General features: G+C 56.2%; 24 protein-coding genes. 7 read left to right on the top strand and 17 right to left on the bottom strand.

Annotated elements, in window-relative coordinates; all coding sequences use genetic code 11:
- Positions 1 to 193: 193 nt before the first annotated feature.
- The 3 genes from fdnG to fdnI are packed head-to-tail and all read left to right on the top strand — an operon-like array spanning position 194 to position 4,786.
- Positions 194 to 3,241: a formate dehydrogenase-N subunit alpha gene (gene fdnG / locus ACOTY5_RS06980; protein ID WP_100244796.1), complete on the top strand. Its 3,048-nt coding sequence runs from the start codon at positions 194 to 196 to the stop codon at positions 3,239 to 3,241.
- 11 nt (positions 3,242 to 3,252) lie between these two features.
- A complete protein-coding gene (gene fdxH / locus ACOTY5_RS06975; protein WP_003857048.1) occupies positions 3,253 to 4,137 on the top strand; it encodes a formate dehydrogenase subunit beta in 885 nt (294 codons plus the stop codon).
- Complete coding sequence (gene fdnI / locus ACOTY5_RS06970; protein WP_015570477.1) at positions 4,130 to 4,786, top strand: formate dehydrogenase-N subunit gamma; 657 nt, start codon at positions 4,130 to 4,132, stop codon at positions 4,784 to 4,786. Before fdxH ends, fdnI begins: the two co-directional genes overlap by 8 nt.
- Before the next feature lie 72 nt (positions 4,787 to 4,858).
- Here fdnI and ACOTY5_RS06965 read toward each other — a convergent pair whose 3' ends face one another.
- From ACOTY5_RS06965 to ppk2, 3 genes are all read right to left on the bottom strand, one after another.
- Positions 4,859 to 5,182, bottom strand: a complete 324-nt coding sequence (locus ACOTY5_RS06965; RefSeq protein ID WP_045142160.1) for a CcdB family protein — start codon at positions 5,180 to 5,182, stop codon at positions 4,859 to 4,861.
- Positions 5,182 to 5,370, bottom strand: coding sequence for a hypothetical protein (locus tag ACOTY5_RS06960; RefSeq protein WP_049017617.1), 189 nt, complete (start codon positions 5,368 to 5,370; stop codon positions 5,182 to 5,184). Before ACOTY5_RS06960 ends, ACOTY5_RS06965 begins: the two co-directional genes overlap by 1 nt.
- A 102-nt stretch (positions 5,371 to 5,472) precedes the next feature.
- The gene (gene ppk2 / locus ACOTY5_RS06955; protein WP_015570479.1) at positions 5,473 to 6,291 is read right to left on the bottom strand and encodes a polyphosphate kinase 2; all 819 of its coding nucleotides are present in this window, start codon (positions 6,289 to 6,291) and stop codon (positions 5,473 to 5,475) included.
- A gap of 161 nt (positions 6,292 to 6,452) precedes the next feature.
- Between ppk2 and araJ the strand changes: the two genes are divergently transcribed.
- Complete coding sequence (gene araJ / locus ACOTY5_RS06950; RefSeq protein WP_421631882.1) at positions 6,453 to 7,628, top strand: MFS transporter AraJ; 1,176 nt, start codon at positions 6,453 to 6,455, stop codon at positions 7,626 to 7,628.
- Positions 7,629 to 7,667: 39 nt separating this feature from the next.
- Here the strand turns inward: araJ and ACOTY5_RS06945 are convergent, their stop codons facing one another.
- The gene (locus ACOTY5_RS06945) at positions 7,668 to 8,870 is read right to left on the bottom strand and encodes an NAD(P)/FAD-dependent oxidoreductase (RefSeq protein ID WP_045142159.1); all 1,203 of its coding nucleotides are present in this window, start codon (positions 8,868 to 8,870) and stop codon (positions 7,668 to 7,670) included.
- Between the two features lie 130 nt (positions 8,871 to 9,000).
- On the opposite strand from ACOTY5_RS06945, the gene ACOTY5_RS06940 reads away from it, so the two are divergent.
- Positions 9,001 to 9,510, top strand: coding sequence for an RrF2 family transcriptional regulator (locus ACOTY5_RS06940; protein ID WP_015570482.1), 510 nt, complete (start codon positions 9,001 to 9,003; stop codon positions 9,508 to 9,510).
- A 39-nt stretch (positions 9,511 to 9,549) separates the two neighbouring features.
- Here the strand turns inward: ACOTY5_RS06940 and adhP are convergent, their stop codons facing one another.
- From adhP to ACOTY5_RS06905, 7 genes are all read right to left on the bottom strand, one after another.
- Positions 9,550 to 10,560, bottom strand: a complete 1,011-nt coding sequence (gene adhP, locus ACOTY5_RS06935) for an alcohol dehydrogenase AdhP (protein WP_006810706.1) — start codon at positions 10,558 to 10,560, stop codon at positions 9,550 to 9,552.
- Positions 10,561 to 10,756: 196 nt separating this feature from the next.
- On the bottom strand, positions 10,757 to 12,466 hold the full coding sequence (locus tag ACOTY5_RS06930) for an ABC-F family ATP-binding cassette domain-containing protein (RefSeq protein ID WP_045142158.1): 1,710 nt from the start codon (positions 12,464 to 12,466) through the stop codon (positions 10,757 to 10,759).
- 343 nt (positions 12,467 to 12,809) lie between these two features.
- A complete protein-coding gene (locus ACOTY5_RS06925) occupies positions 12,810 to 14,507 on the bottom strand; it encodes an NAD-dependent malic enzyme (protein WP_006810704.1) in 1,698 nt (565 codons plus the stop codon).
- A gap of 176 nt (positions 14,508 to 14,683) precedes the next feature.
- Positions 14,684 to 14,821: a stationary-phase-induced ribosome-associated protein gene (gene sra / locus ACOTY5_RS06920; protein ID WP_421631879.1), complete on the bottom strand. Its 138-nt coding sequence runs from the start codon at positions 14,819 to 14,821 to the stop codon at positions 14,684 to 14,686.
- Between the two features lie 95 nt (positions 14,822 to 14,916).
- Positions 14,917 to 15,132: a biofilm-dependent modulation protein gene (gene bdm / locus ACOTY5_RS06915; protein WP_015570485.1), complete on the bottom strand. Its 216-nt coding sequence runs from the start codon at positions 15,130 to 15,132 to the stop codon at positions 14,917 to 14,919.
- A 141-nt stretch (positions 15,133 to 15,273) separates the two neighbouring features.
- On the bottom strand, positions 15,274 to 15,795 hold the full coding sequence (locus tag ACOTY5_RS06910) for a VOC family protein (protein ID WP_017693390.1): 522 nt from the start codon (positions 15,793 to 15,795) through the stop codon (positions 15,274 to 15,276).
- Between the two features lie 51 nt (positions 15,796 to 15,846).
- A complete protein-coding gene (locus ACOTY5_RS06905; protein WP_023296660.1) occupies positions 15,847 to 16,698 on the bottom strand; it encodes a Vmh family MBL fold metallo-hydrolase in 852 nt (283 codons plus the stop codon).
- A gap of 111 nt (positions 16,699 to 16,809) precedes the next feature.
- Here ACOTY5_RS06905 and ACOTY5_RS06900 point away from each other — a divergent pair, with 111 nt between their 5' ends.
- Together ACOTY5_RS06900 and ACOTY5_RS06895 are read left to right on the top strand one after the other, a co-directional pair.
- Entirely contained in the window at positions 16,810 to 17,697 is an 888-nt protein-coding gene (locus ACOTY5_RS06900) for a LysR family transcriptional regulator (RefSeq protein ID WP_023303768.1), read from the top strand.
- Between the two features lie 69 nt (positions 17,698 to 17,766).
- The gene (locus ACOTY5_RS06895; RefSeq protein WP_003857069.1) at positions 17,767 to 18,195 is read left to right on the top strand and encodes an OsmC family protein; all 429 of its coding nucleotides are present in this window, start codon (positions 17,767 to 17,769) and stop codon (positions 18,193 to 18,195) included.
- A gap of 29 nt (positions 18,196 to 18,224) precedes the next feature.
- Here the strand turns inward: ACOTY5_RS06895 and ACOTY5_RS06890 are convergent, their stop codons facing one another.
- From ACOTY5_RS06890 to ddpX, 6 genes are read right to left on the bottom strand one after another with little or no spacing between them, the layout of a single operon-like run.
- Positions 18,225 to 19,151, bottom strand: coding sequence for an oligopeptide/dipeptide ABC transporter ATP-binding protein (locus ACOTY5_RS06890; protein WP_045142157.1), 927 nt, complete (start codon positions 19,149 to 19,151; stop codon positions 18,225 to 18,227).
- On the bottom strand, positions 19,144 to 20,130 hold the full coding sequence (locus tag ACOTY5_RS06885; RefSeq protein WP_017382317.1) for an ABC transporter ATP-binding protein: 987 nt from the start codon (positions 20,128 to 20,130) through the stop codon (positions 19,144 to 19,146). The genes ACOTY5_RS06890 and ACOTY5_RS06885 overlap by 8 nt, the downstream gene beginning before the upstream one ends.
- Positions 20,127 to 21,023: a D,D-dipeptide ABC transporter permease gene (ddpC, locus tag ACOTY5_RS06880; RefSeq protein ID WP_045142156.1), complete on the bottom strand. Its 897-nt coding sequence runs from the start codon at positions 21,021 to 21,023 to the stop codon at positions 20,127 to 20,129. Before ddpC ends, ACOTY5_RS06885 begins: the two co-directional genes overlap by 4 nt.
- On the bottom strand, positions 21,020 to 22,042 hold the full coding sequence (locus tag ACOTY5_RS06875) for an ABC transporter permease (protein WP_003857077.1): 1,023 nt from the start codon (positions 22,040 to 22,042) through the stop codon (positions 21,020 to 21,022). Before ACOTY5_RS06875 ends, ddpC begins: the two co-directional genes overlap by 4 nt.
- 23 nt (positions 22,043 to 22,065) lie before the next feature.
- Complete coding sequence (locus tag ACOTY5_RS06870; RefSeq protein WP_421631878.1) at positions 22,066 to 23,598, bottom strand: ABC transporter substrate-binding protein; 1,533 nt, start codon at positions 23,596 to 23,598, stop codon at positions 22,066 to 22,068.
- Between the two features lie 15 nt (positions 23,599 to 23,613).
- Entirely contained in the window at positions 23,614 to 24,186 is a 573-nt protein-coding gene (gene ddpX / locus ACOTY5_RS06865; protein ID WP_045142155.1) for a D-alanyl-D-alanine dipeptidase, read from the bottom strand.

The following is a 24,186-nucleotide window of genomic DNA, read 5'->3' as shown; positions in this document are numbered from 1 at the left end:
GGGAAAACTTATAGCATCTATTTGCTACACCTGGCGAATTTTCAAAGAGCCTGTTAACCCGAAAGGATTAGCAAATCGTACCGGCAGTGACTATTAAGGGGGCGAAGTCTGGCGACCTTGATTTGACGCAAAAAAAACAGGGGCTTTGCTGTTAGTTTGCGGCGCGAAGTCTTATTAGATAACGAGGACAGCAATGGACGTCAGCCGCAGACAATTTTTTAAAATCTGCGCGGGCGGTATGGCCGGAACAACAGCCGCAATGCTGGGATTCGCTCCCAAAATGGCGCTGGCTCAGGCACGCAACTATAAACTGCTGCGCGCGAAAGAGATCCGTAACACCTGCACATACTGCTCCGTGGGTTGTGGGCTATTAATGTATAGCCTGGGTGATGGCGCAAAGAACGCCAAAGAAGCGATTTATCATATTGAAGGGGACCCGGACCATCCGGTGAGCCGCGGGGCGCTTTGCCCGAAAGGGGCGGGGCTGCTGGACTACGTCCACAGTGAAAACCGTCTGCGCTACCCGGAGTATCGTGCGCCGGGCTCTGACAAATGGCAGCGTATCTCCTGGGACGAAGCCTTCTCCCGAATTGCAAAACTGATGAAAGCGGATCGCGACGCCAACTTTATTGAGAAGAACGAGCAGGGCATCACGGTAAACCGCTGGACCTCCACCGGGATGCTGTGTGCCTCTGCGGCAAGTAATGAGACCGGCATGCTGACGCAAAAATTTGTGCGCTCCCTCGGCATGCTGGCGGTTGATAACCAGGCGCGCGTCTGACACGGACCAACGGTAGCAAGTCTTGCTCCAACATTTGGTCGCGGTGCGATGACCAACCACTGGGTTGATATCAAAAACGCTAACGTCGTGGTGGTAATGGGCGGTAACGCCGCTGAAGCCCATCCGGTGGGATTCCGCTGGGCGATGGAAGCGAAAAACAACAACGATGCGACGCTGATCGTCGTCGATCCGCGCTTTACGCGTACGGCATCGGTGGCTGATATCTATGCGCCGATCCGCTCCGGTACGGATATTACGTTCCTTTCCGGCGTGCTGTTGTACCTGATCGAAAATAACAAAATTAACGTGGAATACGTTAAGCATTACACCAATGCCGGCCTGCTGGTACGGGAAGATTTCGCCTTCGAAGATGGCCTCTTCAGCGGCTATGACGCCGGGAAACGTCAGTACGATAAATCGTCCTGGAACTATCAGTTCGACGAAAACGGCTACGCGAAACGCGATGAGACCCTGAGCGATCCGCGCTGCGTGTGGAACTTGCTGAAACAGCACGTTTCCCGCTATACGCCGGACGTGGTGGAAAACATCTGCGGTACGCCGAAAGCGGACTTCCTGAAAGTATGTGAAGTGCTGGCTTCCACCAGTGCCGCCGACAGAACCACTACATTCCTGTACGCGCTGGGCTGGACGCAGCATACCGTGGGCGCGCAGAACATCCGTACCATGGCGATGATCCAGCTGCTGCTCGGCAACATGGGGATGGCCGGTGGCGGCGTGAACGCCCTGCGCGGGCACTCTAACATTCAGGGCTTAACCGACCTCGGCCTGCTGTCGACCAGCCTGCCGGGTTACCTGACCCTGCCGTCCGAGAAGCAGACCGACTGGCAAAGCTGGCTTGACGCCAACACGCCAAAAGCGACGCGTCCGGACCAGGTGAACTACTGGAGTAACTATCCGAAGTTTGCCGTCAGTCTGATGAAATCGTTCTACGGCGACGCGGCGCAGAAAGAGAATGACTGGGGCTTTGAGTGGTTGCCGAAATGGGACCAGGCTTACGATGTCATCAAGTATTTCAATATGATGGATAAGGGCGACGTCACGGGGTATATCTGCCAGGGCTTTAACCCGGTAGCGTCATTCCCGGATAAAAACAAAGTCGTTCGCAGCCTGAGCAAGCTGAAGTACATGGTGGTTATCGATCCGCTGGTCACCGAAACGTCTACGTTCTGGCAGAACCACGGTGAATCAAACGATGTCGATCCGGCAGCGATTCAGACCGAGGTGTTCCGCCTGCCGTCGACCTGCTTTGCGGAAGAGGACGGTTCTATTGCCAACTCTGGCCGCTGGTTACAGTGGCACTGGAAAGGTCAGGATGCGCCCGGCGAAGCGCGTAATGACGGCGAAATTCTGGCCGGGATTTACCATCGTCTGCGCGAGATGTACCGCGCCGAAGGCGGCAAAGGCGCTGAGCCGCTGCTGAAGATGAGCTGGAACTACAAGCAGCCGGATCATCCTGAGTCCGAAGAGGTGGCAAAAGAGAACAACGGCGTGGCGCTGGCCGACCTGTACGATGCCAACGGCAATCTGGTGGCGAAGAAAGGACAGCTGCTCAATAGCTTCGCGCTGTTGCGTGACGACGGTACCACGGCCTCTTCCTGCTGGATCTACACCGGCAGCTGGACGGAGCAGGGTAACCAGATGGCCAACCGCGATAACGCCGATCCGTCAGGCCTGGGCAATACCCTGGGCTGGGCATGGGCGTGGCCGTTGAACCGCCGCGTACTGTACAACCGTGCCTCCGCAGACGTGAACGGTAAGCCGTGGGATCCGAAACGCATGCTGATCGAGTGGAACGGCACGAAGTGGACGGGGAACGATATCCCGGACTTCAACACCGCCGCGCCGGGCAGCAACACCGGGCCGTTTATCATGCAGCCGGAAGGGCTGGGACGTCTGTTTGCTATCGACAAACTGGCGGAAGGGCCGTTCCCGGAACACTACGAGCCGATGGAAACGCCGCTCGGCACTAACCCGCTGCACCCGAATGTGGTCTCCAGTCCGGTGGTACGCATCTACGAAGACGACGTGCTGCGTTTAGGTAAAAAGGACAAGTTCCCGTATGTCGGCACCACCTACCGCCTGACCGAGCATTTCCATACCTGGACCAAGCACGCGCGGCTTAACGCCATCGCGCAGCCGGAACAGTTTGTGGAGATAAGCGAAACGCTGGCGAAGGCGAAAGGCATTGCCAACGGCGATCGCGTGAAGGTCAGCAGCAAGCGCGGCTTTATTCGCGCGGTGGCGGTGGTCACCCGTCGTCTGCAAACGCTGAACGTGCATGGCCAGCAGGTGGAAACCGTCGGTATACCACTGCACTGGGGCTTTGAAGGGGTAGCGCAGAAAGGCTACATCGCCAATACCCTGACGCCAAACGTCGGCGATTCAAACTCGCAAACGCCGGAGTATAAAGCGTTTCTGGTCAACATCGAGAAAGCGTAAGGAGCGATTAAATGGCGATGGAAACACAAGACATTATTAAACGCTCCGCGACCAACCCGATAACGCCCGCGCCTCGTGCGCGGGATTACAAGGCAGAAGTCGCCAAACTGATCGATGTCTCCTCCTGCGTGGGCTGTAAGGCCTGCCAGGTGGCCTGCTCGGAGTGGAACGATATTCGCGACGAGGTGGGGCACTGCGTTGGGGTCTATGACAATCCTGCTGATCTGAGCGCCAAGTCCTGGACGGTGATGCGCTTTAGCGAAACCGACCAGAACGGCAAGCTGGAGTGGCTGATCCGTAAAGACGGCTGTATGCACTGTGAAGATCCGGGCTGCCTGAAGGCATGCCCGTCTGCCGGGGCAATCATTCAGTACGCCAACGGGATCGTCGACTTCCAGCAGGATAACTGCATCGGCTGCGGTTACTGTATTGCGGGCTGTCCGTTTAATATCCCGCGCCTCAATAAAGAGGATAACCGGGTCTATAAATGCACGCTGTGCGTCGATCGCGTCAGCGTCGGCCAGGAGCCTGCCTGCGTGAAGACCTGTCCTACCGGGGCGATCCACTTCGGTACCAAAAAAGAGATGCTGGAAGTGGCACAGCAGCGGGTGGATAAGCTCAAAGCGCGCGGCTATGACAAGGCCGGGATTTATAACCCGCAGGGTGTCGGCGGTACGCACGTCATGTATGTTCTGCACCACAATGACCAGCCGGAGCTGTATCACAATCTGCCGAAAGATCCGGCGATCGATACCTCAATCAACCTGTGGAAAGGGGCGCTTAAGCCGCTCTCAGCAGCGGGCTTTATCGCCACCTTTGCCGGGCTGATTTATCACTACATCGGTATCGGACCGAATAAAGAGGTGGATGACGACGAGGAGGAGCATCATGAGTAAGTCGAAAATGATAGTGCGCACAAAATTTGTCGATCGCGCCTGTCACTGGACGGTGGTCATCTGCTTCTTCCTGGTGGCGGTATCCGGCATTTCGTTCTTTTTCCCGACGCTACAGTGGCTCACGGAAACCTTCGGGACACCGCAGATGGGGCGCATTCTGCATCCGTTCTTCGGCGTGCTGATTTTCGTGGTGCTGATGTTTATGTTCGTGCGTTTCGTTCATCACAACATCCCTGACAAGCAGGATATTCCCTGGATTAAAGGGATTGTTGAGGTTCTGAAAGGCAACGAGCATAAAGTCGCGAAGGTGGGCAAATACAACGCCGGGCAGAAGATGATGTTCTGGACCATCATGAGCATGATTTTCGTGCTGCTGGTAACCGGAGTGATTATCTGGCGTCCGTATTTTGCCCAATATTTCCCGATCCAGGTGGTGCGCTACGCACTGCTGATCCACGCGACCTCGGCCATTATTCTGATCCACGCCATCCTGATCCATATGTATATGGCCTTCTGGGTGAAAGGATCGATTAAAGGCATGATTGAAGGGAAGGTGAGCCGCCGCTGGGCGCAAAAACACCATCCGCGCTGGTATCGGGACGTTGAGCGACTTGAAGCGCAAAAAGAGAGTTCGGAAGGGTTGAAGTAAACCTCGCGCCGTCGGCATTGTCCGGCGGCGCTGCACTTGCGCGGGCAGGAATAACTGCCTGGCAGGCTGGCGTCATGTGTTAGTCAATAAGCGATCAATTGCTGCTATAACATCCTGACGAGCGTTACGTAAATTACAAACAAAGTCTTTTGGATTAATTTTCTGGTTATTAATATTGGTTATCATTGGCGAATAAATCAGAAAGGTTTCAAATTCAATATTTATTCCTGGAGCCAGCTGGCTCTGCCATAGCGGTAGCCTGTTATTTCTCGCGAGGGGTACAATGACGCGAGTGGGGAGATCGTCATAATAATCATCCTGGATAAGCATATAATAAGGAAGCTGGTCCCGCGTTGCCGCAGACGTATTACGATAAACATTAAATTGTCTCAGCATTAAAGCACCCTGAAAAACTCATCATCAGTGATAGTTCCATGTTTCTCCACAAACTCATTCATTGCTCGTATAAATGCACGATCCGCTTCTGATAGCTGATGTGATGGTGTCGAGCCTGGCTTAGCATGGGTTGTAGGCTTTGTTGCTGCTTTAGGTCTGGAAGGGGTCGATTCTGCCGTGCGTTTCATCGGTTTCTCCTTTGTTGGTGCGGTCATTATCAACCGCAGCCAACAAAAAACAATACTGTTTCCCTTGGTAATCTACATTATGCGAGCCGTCTTCCAGTAATATCAAAATTGCTCTGCAATATACCGGAAGGGATATTTTGTAGGCTTCACTTTGCCGATCTTGCGTTTCGGTAAATCCACCTTGTCTACGTGAATTTCTTTATAGGGGATCTGGGAAAGCAGATGCGAAATAATATTCAGCCGCACCCTTTTTTTATCTTCTGAGCGCGCCACAAACCACGGCGCCCAGGCGGTGTCGGTCGCTTTAAACATCGCGTCGCGGGCGAGGGTATATTCATCCCACAGATTGAAAGATTTAATATCCATTGGAGACAGCTTCCAGATCTTGCGACCATCATTGATGCGATCGCGCAGGCGTCGCTCCTGCTCTTTTGGCGTTACTTCAAGCCAGTATTTCAACAAAATGATCCCGGCATCGACCATCGCTTTTTCCATTACCGGCGTTCCATCAAGAAATTTTTCGGCCTGCTCTTCGGTACAGAAACCCATGACTCTTTCCACGCCCGCGCGGTTGTACCAGCTGCGGTCAAAAATAACGATTTCCCCGGCAGAAGGCAGATGGGGAACGTAACGCTGAAAATAGAGCTGACTTTTCTCTTTATCGGTGGGGGCCGGTAACGCAACAACGCGAAACACCCGAGGGCTGACGCGTTCGGTGATGGCTTTGATAGCGCCGCCTTTACCGGCGCCGTCTCGCCCTTCAAAAACAATACAGACCTTTAACCCTTTGGCGACTACCCATTGCTGGAGCTTAACCAGTTCAACATGGAGGCGGCGAAGCTCTTGCTCGTACGCTTTAGTTTTGAGCGGCGCGTTTTTAACGACATCATCAACAACATGGGTTTTCTTCTTACTGACCATGGTGGTTCTCCCTTTGTATCCGGTCGCGGGATCGAGGCCGTACTAAGAGTGTAATCGGCCTGAATGAATGGATTAATGTGTCAGAAATCTGATTTGAACTGGTTCACCATACAAGTTTAATCAATAATGCACGCTGCATATTTTTTAACAGTGGTCGCGGTATGAAAAAGACAATTTTTTCGTTAGCACTGGGTACCTTTGGCCTCGGGATGGCTGAGTTTGGCATTATGGGCGTGCTGACCGAGCTGGCTCATGATACGGGCATTTCGATTCCCTCCGCCGGAAATATGATTTCGTTTTACGCTTTTGGCGTGGTGATCGGCGCGCCGATTGTGGCGCTGTTCTCCAGCAAATTTTCGCTGAAAACAACGCTGCTGTTTCTGGTGGCGATGTGCGTCGTCGGTAACGCGCTCTTTACCTTCGCTGACTCCTACGTGGGACTGGCGGCGGGGCGCTTAATCTCTGGTTTCCCGCATGGCGCGATTTTCGGAGTGGGGGCGATAATCCTGTCAAAAATCGCGCCGCCGGGTAAAGTGACGGTCGCTGTGGCCGGGATGATTGCCGGGATGACCGTTGCCAACCTGCTTGGCGTGCCGCTCGGGACGTGGCTGGGACATGAATTTAACTGGCGTTACACCTTCTTTTTGATTGCGGTCTTTGACGCGCTGGTGATCCTGTCTGTTCTGCTGTGGGTGCCTGACATTCACGACACGACAACCACCCGGCTGGCAGAACAATTCCACTTCCTGAAGAAACCGGAACCGTGGCTGATTTTTGCCGCTACGATGTTTGGCAATGCCGGGGTGTTTGCCTGGTTTAGCTTCGTGAAGCCGTTTATGGTCAACGTGTCAGGCTTTTCTGAGGGCGTCATGACCGTGATCATGATGCTGATGGGGCTGGGCATGGTGCTGGGAAATGTCTTCAGCGGCAAGCTGTCGTCACGCTTTAGCCCGCTGCGCATTGCTGCCACCACCGACGTGGTGATTGTGGCTTCGCTGCTGGCGTTGTTTGCCTTTGGCGAGCTTAAAACAGCTTCACTGGTCATGGGATTCATCTGCTGCGCCGGGCTGTTTGCGCTCTCTGCGCCGCTGCAAATTCTGCTGCTGCAAAATGCGAAAGGCGGCGAGATGCTGGGGGCCGCAGGCGGGCAAATGGCGTTTAACCTCGGCAGCGCAATTGGCGCCTATTTCGGTGGATTGATGATTACGCTCGGCTTTAGCTGGAGCTATGTCACGCTGCCGGCCGCGATTTTATCCTTCTCTGCGATGACCTCTCTGCTGATGTATGGTTATTTATGTGCCAAAAAGCGTCAGGCCAACGCAGGTGCGCTGGCCTGATTACACACTTTGCCCGCTGGTCGCGGGCGCAGAAGGGGACTAAACGAATTTCGCCAGTGGGTCAGCGGCGGCAAAAGCGACCGCTTTGTCTGCTGCTGGGGGATAAATCAGTTCGTTGGTGATGGCGACTTTGATCTTTTTGCCTTCCTCGCGCACGGATTTAACGCGCTGTTCCCAGCCCTCGGTGTATACCGCGCCCCAGCCACCTAAATCCAGACAGGTGACGTAGTTCACCTGACGGTAAGGGTACGGCTCCAGATTTAACAGGCTGGCCGCCGCGTTGTGTCCGGCGAATTTCCCAAGCTGGATCGCGTGCTGGCAGGTCATCAGCGCCGTGTTGCCCGCATCGTCCGTTTTGGCGTGCGCCATATCACCCGTCGCGTAAACCTCAGGATGTGCAGGAACCTGCAACGTGTCGTTGACGATCAGCCGTCCCTGAGTATCGCGTTCCCCGTCAATTTGCAGGCTGAGGGGGTTAGCTTCTACCCCTGCCGTCCACACTACAGTGGCGCTGGCAATGCGCTCTCCGTTTTTCAGCGTTACGCCGCTGGCATCGATGGCTTCAATTTCACTGTTTAAACGCCATTCAACGCCCAGCGCGTTGCTTGCTTCTTCAATTGTGTTACGCAGCGCCTCGCTATAACGCCCGCCGATGGTTGCACCTCTTTCAACTACGATTACTTTAGTCTTTGTATCAGCGCCGAAGCGAGTACGGAGTCGGGCAGGGAGTTCCGTTGCCAGTTCGATGCCGGTAAAGCCGCCGCCACACACGACCACGGTATTACGCTCCGGGGTGGAGGGGCGCGAAACCAGCGAATCAAGATGCTGCTCGAATAATCTGGCGGAGTCGAGTTGGTCGATATCAAAGGCGTACTCAGCGAGACCGGCAACAGGAGGACGTTTAGTCTGGCTACCGGTTGCGAGGATCAGACGTTCCCAGGCGACGTCAGCAATCGCGCCGTTTGAATCGCGATACAAAACGGTTTTAGACGAGGTATCAATACGTTGTGCTTCGCCCGCAATAAAGGCGATACCCAGCTCAGCAAACAGTTCGGTTAGCGGCGCGACCATCGTCGACACGTTCTCTTCATAAAAGCGTGGGCGAACGCGTAGCTCCGCAACAGGGGCCAGCACGGCAATGCTGAGGCTATTGTTACCCTCCAGAGCAGAAAGGCGCGCGGCGCTGACCGCAGCCCACATACCGGAAAACCCACTACCCACAATTAAAATCTGCTTTTTCATACTCGATCCTTTAGTGCGTCAGGCTGTATGTCTGACATAACTGCCACTATACTTGTCGGAGTTAACTGCGACAACTTCTTTCTGAGTTAAAAATCGTTATAATGCAGCGAACAATGACCCGGAGTGAGCCATGGCGTTTTACAGTTCTGGTGTGGAATATGGCATTCATAGCCTGATGTGTATGGTGGATGCAAAAGGCAATGAACGTGAGATGAGCGTCCGGGAGATGGCGGCCTTGCAGGGTGTGCCGTACGACTATCTTGGAAAAATCTTCACCCGTTTATCACGCGCGGGGCTGGTCATCAGCACCGAAGGCAAAGGGGGAGGCTTCCGGCTGGCGCGTCCGGCAGAGCTGATCAGCGTGCTGGACGTGGCGCACGCCATCGACGGCGAGAAGAATATGTTTGAGTGTCGGGAAGTGCGTCAGCGCCTGGCGGTGTTTGATGAAACGCCACCTGCCTGGGTCTGTGACGGCCCGTGTGGGGTGCGCTCGGTCATGGACAGCGCGCAGCAGCGGATGGAAGAGGAGTTAGGGCGCCATACTATCCTGGATCTGGCGCGGAAGATGTATCGGAAAGCGCCGGACACGTTCCAGATCGAGGTTCAGGAATGGATTTCCGATCGCCGTTCGTCCACGTGAAAAGCCGGGCAGGGCAAAGCCGCTACCCGGCCACCGCGGTTAAGAACGTAAATCAATCACCATACGGCCACGGATCTGGCCCTGTTCCATCTCTTTGAAGATGGCGTTGATATCTTCCAGTGGGCGCATTGTAACTTTCGGTTTCACCTTACCTTCAGCCGCAAACTGGAAGGCTTCGAGCAGATCCTGACGGGTACCCACCAGGGAACCCACCACCTGAATCCCATCGAGGACCAGACGTGGAATATCCAGGCTCATCGCTTCCGGCGGCAGGCCTACAGCCACCACGCGGCCTCCGGCGCGAACTGCGTCAACGGCAGAGTTGAAGGCCGCTTTCGCTACCGCCGTCACCACCGCCGCATGCGCACCGCCGGTTTTCTCCTGAATCACTTTTGCCGCATCTTCACTGCGGGAGTTCACGGTTAAGTCTGCGCCCATGCTGGCAGCGAGCTTCAGCTGCTCGTCATTCACGTCAATGGCGATAACTTTCGCATTGAAGACATTTTTGGCGTATTGCAGCGCGAGGTTGCCCAGACCGCCCAGGCCATAGATCGCAATCCACTGGCCGGGTTTGATGTCAGAGACTTTTACCGCTTTGTAAGTGGTGACCCCGGCGCAGGTGATGCTGCTGGCCGCCGCAGAGTCCAGTCCGTCCGGAACTTTAACCGCGTAATCCGCGGTGACGATGCATTCTTCCGCCATGCCGCCGTCAACGGAGTAACCCGCGTTTTTCACGTCACGGCACAGCGTTTCGTTGCCGGTATTACAATATTCACAGTGGCCACAGCCTTCGAAGAACCACGCCACGCTTGCACGATCGCCTACTTTTAGCGACGTGACGCCAGGACCAATCTCTTTGACGATACCAATCCCTTCGTGGCCGAGGATCACCCCGGTTTTGTCGCCAAAATCGCCATTCTTAACATGGAGATCGGTATGGCAAACGCCACAGCACTCCATCTTCAGCAGCGCTTCACCATGTTTGAGCGCGCGTAAGGTTTTTTCTGTGACATTAACCTGATGATCCTGAGTGACAACAGCAGCCTTCATGTGTTTCTCCTTTCATGATGAGTATCTGCATAGCAGGTCTGATTACCCATTAAGGATTAATACTTTGGCGCTGTAATGCAAGGTAACCGCAACATAATGTCATTATTTGATGCATTTTCGGATTAAGAAAAAGCTGTACCCCTCATAAATTGGGGTGAAAAACACTGGCCCGGCGACGCCACCGCCGGGCTCAGATTTACAGTTGCGCTTCTATTACCTCAATCTCTTTTCGCCATTGCGCCTGTAACTGCGGTTTTTGATGTTTTGGCTTGCGCGCCAAATCTTCTTCCAGCAGTGTTTCCAGGGCAACCAGGCGTTCGAGCAGATCGTCAGACGCTGAAGAGGGTGCCTTCAATGCGTTATTCGATGCCTCAGGTACAACCGGAGCGGTGTCCTCACGCAGGCGCTCAAACACCGCCTCCGCATCGTGCCATTCGCTCAGCCCGCCGTCCTCAATCAGCCAGAAGCGGTTACAGCTCTGGCTAATTAACTGACGATCGTGGCTCACCAGCAGCACTCCGCCTTCAAACTGTTGCAGCGTTTCCGCCAGCGCCTCTTTGCCTTCCATGTCCAGGTGATTGGTCGGTTCATCCAGCATCAGCAGGCTATAACGGGCAAGCGTCAGGCCGACGAACAGCAGGCGCGAACGTTCCCCGCCGCTCAGCGTACTGACTTTTTGCCCGTGACGCGCCCACGGGAACCCGGCACTGATGAGCGCCATTTTACGGGTCTGCGGATCTGGCGCGAAAGGCTCCAGCGCATCAAGCAGCGCCGCATCGTCTGGCAACTGGTGCAGCGTCTGGTCGTAGTAGCCGGGTGAGACGCGCGGATGACGCTTAAGCCGCTCGTCCGCGATCTCGTCGCGAAAATGTCGCCAGATAAGCTTCAGCAGCGACGATTTTCCGCAGCCGTTACGACCCACAATCGCCACGCAATCGCCGCTCTTCAGCCGCGCGCTGTCGAGAGTAAACAGGTCTGGCAGACCCGGCGCCGGGGGGACGCCGAGGTGAGTCATTTCCAGCAGGCGGTCGGCGCGAAGCGCGTCCCCGCGCAGGGTTAAGGTCCACGGGCTTCCCGCCGTCAGTTCCGTCTGGGTCTCTTTCAGGCGTTCGACCTGTTTTTCCATCTGCTTAGCCTTACGGGAGAGATCTTCGTTGTCATAGACCTTGCCCCAGGTCGCGAGACGCCGTGCGCTGGCCGTGACGCGGTCGATCTCTTTTTGCTCTGCCTTATGGCGCAACGCATCGCTTTCGTCTTTTGCGTCGAGCGCCAGACGGGCGGCAGTGCAGGGAAGGGCAAAGGCGTGCAGCGTTTTATCGCGCAGGATCCAGCTGCCGTTGGTTACCGCGTCCAGCAGTTGCCTGTCGTGTGAGACCAGCACAAAGCTGCCGGACCAGTTTTGTAGAAACTGCTCCAGCCACAGCAGGGTCGGCAGGTCAAGGTGGTTGCTCGGTTCGTCCAGAAGCAGCAGATCCGGATCGCTTATCAACGCTCGTGCCAGCAGCAACCGCGTATGCTGGCCGCCGCTCAGCGTGGCGGAGGTTAACGCCGTTTCCTGCGTCGTGAAGCCCATTCCGGCCAGCAGCGACTCGGCTTTCCAGCGCAAACTGTCGCGCTCACCGATCGACAGCTGCGCCAGCACCGCATCCAGCATGGTCAGGGGATAAAGGACCTCCGGCAGATGTTGTTCCACGCGCGCCAGCAGGCAATGCCCCGCCAGTGAAACGGTTCCGGCAGCAGGGGACTGCGTCCCGTCGAGGATTTTCAGCAGCGTACTTTTTCCGCAGCCGTTATCACCCAGCAGGCCGATGCGATCGCCTTTTTTCAACGTAAAGGAGAGAGAGTCGAAGAGCGTGCCGAACGCTGTATCAACGCGTAAAGAATGTGCAGTGAGTAAAGTGCTCATTGTTGCTTACCCAGGAGTTACAGGCATGTTTATGCCTCGTCAAACATCGCTGACGATAACTCAGTAAGCCCGAGAGAAGGGATTTCAGGGGTTGGTGTCTTCGCTCAAGCGGAAGTTATCGCAGCACGATACCGATAACGCTTGAGCTGGTGCGATCACCAAATGTATGTGAAACATTGAAAATTTCACAGTACAGCATAATTGGCCTCCTTATATATTCAGTAGGTTAATGGATGAAGGGAGTGTAGCGGGGGAAAATGGGTTTGGCTAGTGGGAGGTGCCGTATATTCCCCTCACCCTAACCCTCTCCCCTTTGGGGATAGGGCTGGGTGAGGGGCAATGCTTAAATAGAAGTACGACGATAGCTACGGTATTCCGGCATCCAGAAGTTATCGTCAATCGCCTGCTGCAACGCATCGGCAGAGGTTTTCACCGCGACGCCTTGCTGCTGCGCCATTTTGCCTACCGCGAAGGCAATTGCGCGGGACACTTTATGAATGTCTTTCAGCTCCGGCAGTACCAGGCCTTCACCGTTATTCACCAGCGGTGAGTGACCTGCCAGCGTTTCGCTCGCGGACATCAGCATTTCGTCGGTGATGCGTGACGCACCGGAGGCGATAACCCCCAGACCAATACCCGGGAAGATATAGGAGTTATTGCACTGTGCGATGGGATAGAGTTTGTCCTTCCACAGCACCGGATCAAACGGGCTGCCGGTCGCGACCAGTGCCTTACCTTCTGTCCAGGCGATGATATCCTGCGGCGTTGCCTCCACGCGTGAAGTCGGGTTAGACAGCGGCATCACGATAGGGCGTTCGCAGTGCTTGTGCATCTCGCGAATAATCTCTTCCGTGAAGAGGCCGGTCTGCCCGGATACGCCGATCAGAATGTCCGGCTTCACGTTGCGCACCACGTCAAGAAGCGAGAGCACTTCGTTATCCGTATCCCAGTTTTTCAGGTTTTCACGCTTCTGCACCAGTTTGGTCTGGAACGGGAGCAGGTTTGGCATACCGTCGGTCAGCAGGCCAAAACGGTCCACCATAAAGACGCGGGAGCGAGCCAGCTCTTCGCTTAAGCCTTCGCGCTGGGTCTGGGCAATAATTTGCTCGGCGATGCCGCAGCCCGCGGAGCCTGCACCCAGGAAGACAATTTTCTGATAGCTGAGCTGGCTGCCTGCCGCACGGCTCGCGGCAATCAGCGTCCCCACGGTCACTGCCGCAGTGCCCTGAATGTCATCGTTGAACGAGCAGATCTCATCGCGGTAGCGGTTCAGCAGCGGCATGGCGTTTTTCTGCGCGAAGTCTTCGAACTGCAACAGCACGTCCGGCCAGCGGTGCTTCACGGCCTGGATGAAATCATCAACAAACTGATAGTACTCGTCGTCGGTAATGCGCGGGTGACGCCAGCCCATGTACAGCGGATCGTTCAGCAGTTGCTGGTTGTTGGTCCCCACGTCCAGCACAACCGGCAGGGTGTAGGCCGGGCTGATCCCGCCGCAGGCGGTATACAGCGAGAGCTTACCGATGGGGATACCCATCCCACCAATGCCCTGGTCGCCAAGGCCCAGAATACGTTCGCCATCGGTTACCACGATCACCTTGATGTTGTGATTAGGCACGTTTTGCAGAATGTCGTCCATGTTGTGACGGTTCTGATAGGAGATGAACACGCCGCGGGAACGACGGTAGATCTCTGAGAAGCGTTCACACGCCGCGCCGACGGTTGGGGTGTAAATGACGGGCATCATCTCTTCGAGATGGTTCTGCACCAGGCGGTAGAAGAGGGTTTCGTTGGTGTCCTGGATATTACGCAGGTAGATGTGCTTATCGATTTCGGTTTTAAAGCCCTGATACTGGATCCAGGCGCGTTCCGCCTGTTCTTCAATGGTTTCAACCACTTCAGGCAGCAGACCCAGCAGGTTAAAGCTGCTGCGCTCTTCCATGCTAAAGGCGCTGCCTTTGTTCAGAAGGGGAAACTCCAGTAAAACCGGACCGGCGTAAGGAATATAAAGGGAACGATGTTTTTTCAGTTTGTTGTCCATGTCACTCACTCTTTTTAAGAAGATCCGTCCCTGACACTGCTGTTTGTCATCTTTCTGGCCTGTGCTACGGGGTGCGGTCGGGCGGTATTATAAAGGAGCTAAATATTAATTACCGCAACACATAAACAAAAACACCACCGGGGTAACCGATGGTGTTGTGGATTTCGTACTGGAACTTACTTGCCTGCCTGACGTTTCCTGCCGGTGGCGTGGGTCACTTGCGTTTCGCTCTCCTCTTCAATAACCACTTTGCGCTGGTTTGAGAGCTTGTAGTTCAGTCCCAGAATGTGGCGTGCCTGACGGTTCGATTTCATATTAACTCCTCAATCCCGTTGATAGTTTTAAGGACAAGTTTGCTCACGCAAACGAAATGTAACCCCTTAGGTTGCAGATCCAGCTTAGCAGGTTTTTACAAAGGTGCATTTTGCCCGCTAACGACATAGTTGATGGTTTGCTGGTAGATGTCACTGAGGATGTCATTGTCTGTGGCTTCCACCCACCTGGTCAGTTCCATCAAAATGTCATCTTCGGTAACAACACCGTGCTCCGCCTGAAGACCCTGCGCAATCGCGTTAACGAGTTCGGGTTGTGCTGCTGTGGTATGTGCCGGGTAATAAGTAAACATGCTGCCTCCGTGTCGTTGTCTGTTTAATGTTACGGCGTGCAAAATCGTAATTCGCATTCAGATTGGCAAATATTTTCGCCGTTGTGGTTCAGATTCGTCCTGGAAATAAAAATATCATCTCCCGTAGCACAGAAATAAAATTCAGGGTTTCCAGCGGCGTAAATTTGTCGTTTTTTCATAAGGCATGGGCGTTGGCCAGGAGATCAATTCCACAATGCTGCCCCAGGGGGTTTGCCCATAGCAGAAAGCATTACCTTCACCTTGCTCATCCGGAAACGTGAGCGGCTTTGGCGCGGTAAACATCTCCCCGCCAGCAGCGGTGAAAGCGGCTATCGCCTTATCAAAATCATCAACATAAACAGCAAAATGCTGGAGGCCAAAGTCGCTGGCGCGGGCGGGCATTCCCTGTTCAGGGCCATGCATTTCGAAAAGTTCTATGCCGGGTCCGTGGGGCATGACGAGCATGCGAATGGCGTGAATTTTTGTGCCGGGAAATAATTTTAAGGTGTGCTGCTGGGCGGGCTGATCAATATTATCGGTTTGCGCATCGACAGAATGATATAAAACCTGGGCGTCGAAAGCGCGTTCAAAAAATAGGGTGGCTTTTTCAATGTCGGGCACCGTAATACCGATATGGTCGATGCCCCTTACTGAAGATGGCATAGTTAACTCCTGCTATAAAAAATTTAAATATAGCAGGAGATAATCAGGCTATTACCACTTCATTTCGCCGGTATTCACTTTGGCACTCAGTTCCAGCGAACTGGCTTCCGCCAGATTCGGCCACTGTTTTTTCATTGTGTTGATGACGCCGGTTGACGCTTTATCTGCCGTGAGGGCCTGTTCAAACTGCTGTAGATAGCGACGGGTAAAGTCGATAGCGCCGGTACCTGCTGGCGGTGTCCCCAGGTAGTGGCCCGGAATAACGTGTTCGGGCTTAAGGGCTGCCATGCTATCCAGCGTCTGCTGCCACTGTTTGCGGCTTTCCGGCGTTTGGGTATCTGCCGTCCAGACGTGAATGCCCCATGAGACGCCCGTGCCGCCGAGGATGGTTTTTGCGGATGGGATCCAGACATACGCCGCATAGCTCTCAGGCTCTTCAATATTCACTCTCTCACCGTCAATCATAAAGGTGGTTGAGGCAAGCACTTGCGGCACGTAGAGCTGCGTCGGCGCGCCGTCTTTCATCTGTGGCCCCCAGAAGGCGAGCTTCGCGTCTTTTGTGGCCTTGATATGGTCCACCACCTGTTGCGTGGCGACAACTTTGGCATTAGGGAAGGCTTTCACCAGCGGTTGCAGGCCGAAATAGAAATCCGGATCGCCGGAAGTGATCACGATTTTGTTCAGCGTTTTACCGCTGTGGCGAATTTTTTCTACCAGCGCTTCGCCATCTTTCACGCTGAACTGGGCGTCAAACAGTACCGCCTCTTTCGGGCCAGACACCAGGGTGGAAGAAACGGCAAAAATGCCTTTTTCCTGCGGGTTGTACGTATCAACGGTCAACGGCGCGGCAAAGACGGCCGGAGTGAAAAGGGTTGTCAGCAAAGCAAGGCGGGCGATGGTCATGGTCATCTCTCTGTTCTTCAGGAAAGTCTCTATTGTACGGATCTCTTCATTTGCCAGAATTCCTGAAACAGGAGATGCTTAGTTTCATAAATCGAGCAAATGGAGGTCAAAATGGATCGCGTTATTGCCGCCCAGGTATACAACCGCATCTGTGAGCTGGGGAGTTTAAGCGCGGCGGCGCGGGCGCTGGGGATCTCCCGTCCGATGGTGAGCCGTTATCTGGAGCAGATGGAGAAGTGGGCCGGGGCGCGGCTGGTGAACCGCTCCACCCGCAAGCTGACGCTGACGGCGGCGGGAGAGAAGGTCCTGCAAAAGACGCGTACGCTCTCGCAAATTTCTCAGGAAATTGAAGATCAGTCAGTGAAGGATTTACCCTCAGGTACGCTTCGCGTCGCCTGCGCGCATTTCACCGCGATGCAGATTATCGCTCCGGTGCTGCCCGATCTGTTGCAGCGTTACCCTCAGCTGCGCATTGAGCTGGATGTTAACAACCATCCGGTAAGCCTGGTGGGCGAGCGAATTGACGTGGCGATCCGCATCACCGATAACCCCGAACCGGGCATGATCGCCCGCCGACTGGGAGAGTGTCGGTCCGTACTTTGCGCTTCGCCGCACTATCTTGCCAGCCGGGGCGTTCCAGAGCAGCTGGAGGACTTAGCACGGCACAACTGCCTGCATTACAGCTTTTTTGCCGGTCAGTCGTGGCGTTTTTTGACGCCCGAAGGGGAGCCGATCACGACGGCGGTCAGCGGCAATCTCAGCGCCAGCATCTCGTCACTGCTGATGGAGGCGGCGATAAACCACTGTGGTATTGCCATGCTGCCCGAGCGCGAGGCCGACGCGGCGCTACGGCAGGGCAGCCTGGTGCCGGTGCTCAGCGCCTTTACGCCAAAACCAATCGGTATTTTTGGTATTTATCAGTCGCGAGACTATCAGCCTGCGGCGCAGCGTGTGTTCCTCGACGCGCTGGCAAACCACCTTGCCACGCGCTCGGACTAATCTGTCTTCCCTGCAAAATGGATTATGCGTCCTATACTTATCCCTTTGTAAGCCAAAAGGAGAGCAAGAATGACGATTCATAAGCACGGTTCAGCACACTGGTCTGGCGACATCAAACGCGGCAAAGGGACGGTCTCAACAGAAAGTGGCGTCCTTAACCAGCAACCTTACGGCTTTAACACCCGCTTCGAGGGCGAAAAAGGGACCAACCCGGAAGAGCTGATTGGCGCAGCGCACGCGGCCTGTTTCTCTATGGCCCTGTCGCTAATGTTGGGCGAAGCGGGTTATACCGCCGACTCCATCGATACCACGGCGGATGTCTCGCTGGATAAAACCGACAGTGGTTTTGCCATCAGCAAAGTGGCGCTGCAAAGCAAGGTGACGGTACCGGGTATCGATCCGCAGCAGTTCGACGGCATTATTCAGAAAGCGAAGGCGGGTTGTCCGGTGTCGCAGCTGTTGAAAGCCGAAATCACGCTGGATTACAAACTGAACTGATATCTGGCCGGGCAAATGCCCGGCTCCTTTTAACAGTTACGCCAGCAGCGTACGCTTCGGCCTTCGGCTGCGGGCTGAAGCGGCTGCGGCCGTTCGCATCCTTCAGCTGCCAGCGGGCAGCGGTCGCGGAAGTAGCAGCCATCGGGCAGGCGGCGATTACCGGGGAGATCGGTTTTGCGTAATGCCAGATCTTCGTCCAGCGGTTCTCCGGTACGGGGAACGGAGTCAAGCAGCAGCTGCGTATACGGATGCCGTGGCTTGCCCAACACCTGGTCCGCCGGACCCAGCTCCACGATCTGCCCCAGATACATTACCGCCACCCGGTCGCTCATGTGCCGGACCACCGAGACGTTGTGCGAGATCAGCACGTAGGTCAGATTTCGCTGCTGTTGCAGGGCAACCAGCAAATTGAGGATCTGCGCCTGGACGGAAATATCCAGCGCGCTGGTGGGTTCATCCAGCACGATGATGTCCGGATCCGAAGAGAGCGCCCGGGCAATAGCGATGCGCTGGCGCTGTCCACCCGAAAACGCATGCGGCAGGCGGTCAAGATATTCCGCCCGAATGCCCACCTGCTGCGCCAGCGTCTCAGCCAGCTGACGACGCTCCCGTTCGCTGCGGCGTTGCTGTATCCACACCGGCTCGGTAATGATGCGCCAGACGGGTAAACGCGGGTCGAGGGACGAGAGCGGGTCCTGAAATACCATCTGCATACCGCCTGCCGCATTCGCGCGCTGACAGGCACCGGTACTCGGTTTGAGCATGCCCATCAGCAGCTGCGCCAGCGTGCTCTTTCCGCAACCAGATTCCCCCACAACGCCCAGCGTTTCGCCGCGATGGATCCGGAGATCCATGCCGTTGAGGGCGTGTACCTGCTCCGTCACGCGCCCCAGCCAGTTTTTGCGCGCAGGAAAATTCACATGCACGCTATCCAGTTCCAGCAGTACCTCAGACATGGCGTGTCTCCTGTTGTGGGTACCAGCAGGCAGCCTGCTGGCCTTCTGCGCCCGTGGAAATTAAGCGCGGCGTTTCGCTGCATTTCGCCCCGGCAGCAAAACAGCGTTCGCGAAAGGCACATCCGCACGGGAGGTGGCTGAGGTTAGGCACCGTGCCGGGAATGGCCGGGAGGATCTCGCGCGGTTCACCATTTTCCGGGGCACACCGCAGCAGGCCAATCGAATAGGGATGCACAGGATGGTGGATCAAGGTCTGCGTGCTGCCGCTTTCGATCACGCTGCCCGCGTACATAACGTACATCCGGTCACAAAGCTGCGACACCACCGCCATATCGTGACTGATAAACAGCACCGACGTCCCGCTGGCACGCGCTTTGTGTTTCAGCAGACGCAGCACCTGACGCTGAACGGTCACGTCCAGCGCGGTGGTCGGCTCATCGGCAATGATCAGCTCCGGCTCGCAGGAGAAGGCAAGGGCGATCATCACCCGCTGGCGCATGCCGCCGGAAAGCTCAAACGGATAGCGATCCATCACCTGTGCCGCATCCGGGATTTGCATCTCGCCCAGCAGGGCGATCGCCTTCTGCTGCGCGTCGCGGCGGGAAAGCGACTGATGCTGGCGGATCACCTCCACCATTTGCCTGCCAATCCGGCGCGTGGGGTTGAGCGCCGTCATCGGCTCCTGAAAAATCATCGCCACCCTGGCGCCGCGCCACTGACGAAGCTGTTTTTCCGACGCGTTCAGGACATCTTCCCCGAGGAGCGTGACCCGTCCATGGTGAATATGGTAACTGCCTTCCGGCAGCAGGCGCATCGCCAGCATCGCGGTAACCGATTTTCCCGAGCCGGATTCGCCCACCACGCCGACAATTTCACCCCGGCCAATCTCCAGCGAGACGTGGTTGAGCGCGTGGACGTCACCGCGAAAAATGGGGAAGCTCAGGTGCAAATCTTCAATTGATAATACGGAATCACTCATGACTGCTTCCCTCCTGATTTGGGATCCAGCAGGTCGCGAAGACCATCGCCAAACAGATTAAACCCAACTGCCGTGATCAGAATTGCCGCCCCCGGAAACGCGCAGTACCACCACTGGTCAAGCACGTAGTTACGCCCCACGGCCACCATCGCGCCCCATTCGGCGGTGGGTTGCTGCGCGCCTAATCCAATAAAGCCCAGCGTGGCGGCCATCAGAATGGCGCTGCCGATATCCAGCGACGCCTGTACGATCAGCGGCGGCAGGGCGTTACGCAGGATATGCCAGCTGATCAGGTGCCAGCGCGATGCGCCAAAGGTGCGGGCGGCCTGCACGTAGGTGAACTGGCGCACCACCAGCGTTTGCCCGCGTGCCAGCCGCACGTAAAACGGAATGCGTACAATCGCAATCGCCAGCATCGCGTTAAACAGGCTTGGGCCGAGCGCGGCAGCCAGCGCCATCGTCAGCACCAGCGAGGGGATGGAGAGCATAATGTCCATGACGCGCATAATGATGGCGTCGCCGCGCCCGCCGAGTACGCCGGACAAACAGCCGAGCAGCGAACCGATGCCGCCCGCAATCACCACCACCGCCAGCCCCGCCGTGATGGACTGCTGGCTGCCCACCAGCACGCGGCTGAACAGATCCCGGCCCACCTCATCGGTGCCAAACCAGTGCTGGGCTGAAGGCGCCTGCAATCGCGCGGTCAGATCCAGCGCGTTCGGATCGTGCGGGACTATCCACGGCGAGACCACGATCATCAGCAGCATCACGATCATAATGACCCCGCCGATCAGCGTGAGCGGGCTTTTGCGTAGCATCCAGAACAGCTTTGCCCAGTTGATGCGCTGTTTGGCGGTGCTGACGGGGACGGGCGTTTCCTGAGTTAACATCATTCGGCACCTCCGCGCCCGATTCGCGGGTCGATCCACAGATACAGCAGATCCACCACCAGATTGACGAACACATAGGCCAGCGATACCACGACCGCGAAGCCCATGACGGCAGGGAAGTCCAGCGCCTGAATGGAGGTCACCACCCAGGCTCCCATTCCCGGCCAGGCAAACACGGTTTCGGTAAGGACTGCCCCATACAGCAGATCGCCCAGCGCCAGCCCGAGCACGGTAATGGAGGGGATCATGGCGTTGGGTAAGGCGTAGCGCAGCACGATGTACCAGCCCGGCAACCCGCTCGCGCGGGCGGTACGAATATAATCCTCGCTCAGCTGCTCCAGCATCGCGGAACGCACCTGACGCGCCACAATACCCAGATGCACAAAGGCCAGGGTCAGGGAGGGTAGAATCAGGTGCTGTAGGGCGTTGAAAAACACCTCACCGTTGCCTTCCAGCAGGGCGTCCAGCAGATAAAAGCCGGTAACGTGGGCAGGCGGATCGAGCCAATCGTCCAGCCTGCCGCCGCCGGGCAGAATTTGCAGTTGCCCGTAGAACAGAACGATTACCCCCAGTCCCAGCCAGAAGGCAGGCGTCGAGATGCCCGTCATCGCCATCAGTCGCACCAGGTGATCCAGCCAGCGGTTACGGTACACCGCCGATAAAATGCCCAGCGGTACGCCAATCACCAGCGCCAGCAGCAATGAGCAGAAGGCCAGCTCCAGCGTGGCGGGGAAAAAGGCTTTCAAATCTTCCGCAACGGGGCGACCGGTGCGAATGGAGGTGCCCAGATCGCCGTGCGCCAGCGCCTCTACATAGCGGCCAAACTGAATATAGAGCGGTTGATCCAGCCCCAGCTGCTGGCGGATGCCCTGCACGATTTCATCGCTGGCGCGGTCACCGGCCAGCAGGCGGGCCGGATCGCCGGGGATCAGGTGTGAAATAATAAAAGTAATAATACAGACACCGGCCACCACCAGGATTAACCCCCAGCAGCGCTGGCGCACGATGCTCCAGAACGTCATACACTTCCCCCCGGCGTGGGCCGTTACTTACTCATGGTGGCGATGTTAAAGACCTGCTCAAGCATCGGATTAAAGGTGAAGCCTTTGACCTCTTTGTTCATCGCCAGCTGGTAGTTCTTCTGGAACAGATAAACGTAAGCCGCCTCGTCAATCACCACTTTCTGCGCCTGCTGGTAATCTTTGGTGCGTTCCGCCTGATCGGTGGTTTTCAGTGCCGCCTGCAACAATGCATCGACCTCTTTGTTCTCATAGAATGAGCGGTTACCCGGCAGCCCTTTTTTGTCCGATTCGAACCAGTAGTTCATGAACATGTACGGGTCAGCGAAGTCCGGGCTCCAGTTACCAATCGCAATGTCATAATCACCTTTGCCGACGCGGTCGCGCATGGTGGCGTTCGCCAGTTTCTCGAGCTTGACGTTAATCCCCAGCTTGCCCAGGCTCGCCTGCGTGGAGAGGGCGATAGGCTCCCAGTTCGGGTCGTTATCGGAGTAGAGGAACGTCAGGCTGGCCGGTTTATCGTTGACTTTCTCCAGCGCCGCTTTGGCCTTAGCCTCGTCAAAGCTGTACTGCATGGCGTTCGCATCGAAGCCCCACATGCCCTCCGGGATCGGGCCGCGCATCTGCTTGCCGTTCCCGCTGAGAATGCCTTTCACCATCCCCTGATAATCGGTGGCCCAGGAGACCGCGCGGCGCAAATCCACCTGATTCATCGGAGGCTTACTGTTGTTCAGATAGAGGTAGGTCACCCGCAGGGACGGGTATTCCGCCACGGCCACTTTGCCTTCCTGCTTCAGAGCGGCAAGCTGATCCACCGGCAGGGCGTCGGCGATATCCAGATCGCCACGGGAAAGTTGCAGGCGACGCGAGGCGCTTTCACCGATAATCTTCACCGAGACGCGCTTGAAGTGCGGCTTTTCACCCGGCCAGTGTGGGTTGGGCACCATCACCAGCTGCTGACCTTTCCGCCAGCTTTTCAGCATAAACGGTCCGGAACCCGCGGTGTTTTGCGCCAGGAAACCGCGCGCGTCGTCGGCGGCATTGGCTTTCAGCACCGCCGGGTTGACGATCGACGCGCCGTCATTGGCCAGCGTGTAGAGGAACGGGGCGAACGGCTGGCTGAGGGTGAATTTCACCGTATGCTCATCCACCGCGTCCACTTTCAAATCTTTCGGGAACGCTTCGGAAGGTCCCTGATTAATTTTCAGCAGACGTTCAAACGACAGCTTGACCGCTTCGGCGGTCACCGGCGTGCCGTCCGAAAATTTTGCATTATCTGCCAGGGTGAACGTCCACTCTTTCTGGTCGTCAGACGCCTTCCAGCCCGTCGACAGATCGCCTTCCACCTCCGTGGTGCCAGGCTTGTATTTCATCAGACGCTGGTACGAGGGGTAGGTCACCGTCCAGTCGTTGTTATCGATAGTGACCGCCGGATCCAGCGTTTGCGGATCGGCAGCTTTCCCAATCACCAGCATATCTTTTGGCACCGCCGCCAGCGCGAGAGGGGCGCTCAGGGCGAGCGTAGCGGCAATCAGGGTTGTAAGCAGCGTAGTTTTCATGGCCGGGCTCCAGAATTAGAGTGAGTATGTGGTCGGATAACAGGCGAACTGGTCATCTAACAGCGGGTAGCTGGCGGCGTTCGGCAGTTCGAAATGCCACCACTCGCTGCTGATGCCCACAAAACCGCCGCCGTACATCACGGCGTTCAGGAGCAGACGATTTCGCTGCGCCTCGGGCGGAACGGAAGGGTGCCAGGCATGAGAACGGTCGTCCATTTCGTCAAACCCGGCGCCCATATCCAGCACGTTGTCGTGTTCATCCATCAGCGTGACGTCAATGGCGGTGCCCCGGCTGTGGTTAGAGCCAATTGCGACATCCACCACGTATTCCGGATTGGGGCAGGCATCCCAGAGTTGCGCCTGCGCCTGCTGGGGGCGGTAGGCGTCGTAAACCACCAGCTTCAGACCGGCCAGCGCGGCGATGCTGATCGCTTTCGCCAGCGCGGTGGCGGCATCCGTATGCAGCAGGCACGCGGCGTGCTGGTAGATCGGGCGGCCGGTGATGTTATCGGCGGTCGCGTATTTCAGATCGATATGCAGCGTGGGAAAGGTTTTCGCCACATCAATCAGTTGACTCTCTTCAGGCAT

Source organism: Enterobacter cloacae complex sp. SHL018 (genome assembly GCF_049237905.1).
In the GTDB taxonomy this organism is placed as follows: domain Bacteria; phylum Pseudomonadota; class Gammaproteobacteria; order Enterobacterales; family Enterobacteriaceae; genus Enterobacter; species Enterobacter hormaechei_C.
This window is presented reverse-complemented; position numbering and strand designations above follow the sequence as displayed.

Coding starts and splice junctions, on each gene's coding strand:
- fdxH (WP_003857048.1), top strand. CDS start 3,253: ATGGCGATGGAAACACAAGACATTATTAAACGCTCCGCGACCAACCCG.
- fdnI (WP_015570477.1), top strand. CDS start 4,130: ATGAGTAAGTCGAAAATGATAGTGCGCACAAAATTTGTCGATCGCGCC.
- ACOTY5_RS06965 (WP_045142160.1), bottom strand. CDS start 5,182: ATGCTGAGACAATTTAATGTTTATCGTAATACGTCTGCGGCAACGCGG.
- ACOTY5_RS06960 (WP_049017617.1), bottom strand. CDS start 5,370: ATGAAACGCACGGCAGAATCGACCCCTTCCAGACCTAAAGCAGCAACA.
- ppk2 (WP_015570479.1), bottom strand. CDS start 6,291: ATGGTCAGTAAGAAGAAAACCCATGTTGTTGATGATGTCGTTAAAAAC.
- araJ (WP_421631882.1), top strand. CDS start 6,453: ATGAAAAAGACAATTTTTTCGTTAGCACTGGGTACCTTTGGCCTCGGG.
- ACOTY5_RS06945 (WP_045142159.1), bottom strand. CDS start 8,870: ATGAAAAAGCAGATTTTAATTGTGGGTAGTGGGTTTTCCGGTATGTGG.
- ACOTY5_RS06940 (WP_015570482.1), top strand. CDS start 9,001: ATGGCGTTTTACAGTTCTGGTGTGGAATATGGCATTCATAGCCTGATG.
- adhP (WP_006810706.1), bottom strand. CDS start 10,560: ATGAAGGCTGCTGTTGTCACTCAGGATCATCAGGTTAATGTCACAGAA.
- ACOTY5_RS06930 (WP_045142158.1), bottom strand. CDS start 12,466: ATGAGCACTTTACTCACTGCACATTCTTTACGCGTTGATACAGCGTTC.
- ACOTY5_RS06925 (WP_006810704.1), bottom strand. CDS start 14,507: ATGGACAACAAACTGAAAAAACATCGTTCCCTTTATATTCCTTACGCC.
- sra (WP_421631879.1), bottom strand. CDS start 14,821: ATGAAATCGAACCGTCAGGCACGCCACATTCTGGGACTGAACTACAAG.
- bdm (WP_015570485.1), bottom strand. CDS start 15,132: ATGTTTACTTATTACCCGGCACATACCACAGCAGCACAACCCGAACTC.
- ACOTY5_RS06910 (WP_017693390.1), bottom strand. CDS start 15,795: ATGCCATCTTCAGTAAGGGGCATCGACCATATCGGTATTACGGTGCCC.
- ACOTY5_RS06905 (WP_023296660.1), bottom strand. CDS start 16,698: ATGACCATCGCCCGCCTTGCTTTGCTGACAACCCTTTTCACTCCGGCC.
- ACOTY5_RS06900 (WP_023303768.1), top strand. CDS start 16,810: ATGGATCGCGTTATTGCCGCCCAGGTATACAACCGCATCTGTGAGCTG.
- ACOTY5_RS06895 (WP_003857069.1), top strand. CDS start 17,767: ATGACGATTCATAAGCACGGTTCAGCACACTGGTCTGGCGACATCAAA.
- ACOTY5_RS06890 (WP_045142157.1), bottom strand. CDS start 19,151: ATGTCTGAGGTACTGCTGGAACTGGATAGCGTGCATGTGAATTTTCCT.
- ACOTY5_RS06885 (WP_017382317.1), bottom strand. CDS start 20,130: ATGAGTGATTCCGTATTATCAATTGAAGATTTGCACCTGAGCTTCCCC.
- ddpC (WP_045142156.1), bottom strand. CDS start 21,023: ATGATGTTAACTCAGGAAACGCCCGTCCCCGTCAGCACCGCCAAACAG.
- ACOTY5_RS06875 (WP_003857077.1), bottom strand. CDS start 22,042: ATGACGTTCTGGAGCATCGTGCGCCAGCGCTGCTGGGGGTTAATCCTG.
- ACOTY5_RS06870 (WP_421631878.1), bottom strand. CDS start 23,598: ATGAAAACTACGCTGCTTACAACCCTGATTGCCGCTACGCTCGCCCTG.
- ddpX (WP_045142155.1), bottom strand. CDS start 24,186: ATGCCTGAAGAGAGTCAACTGATTGATGTGGCGAAAACCTTTCCCACG.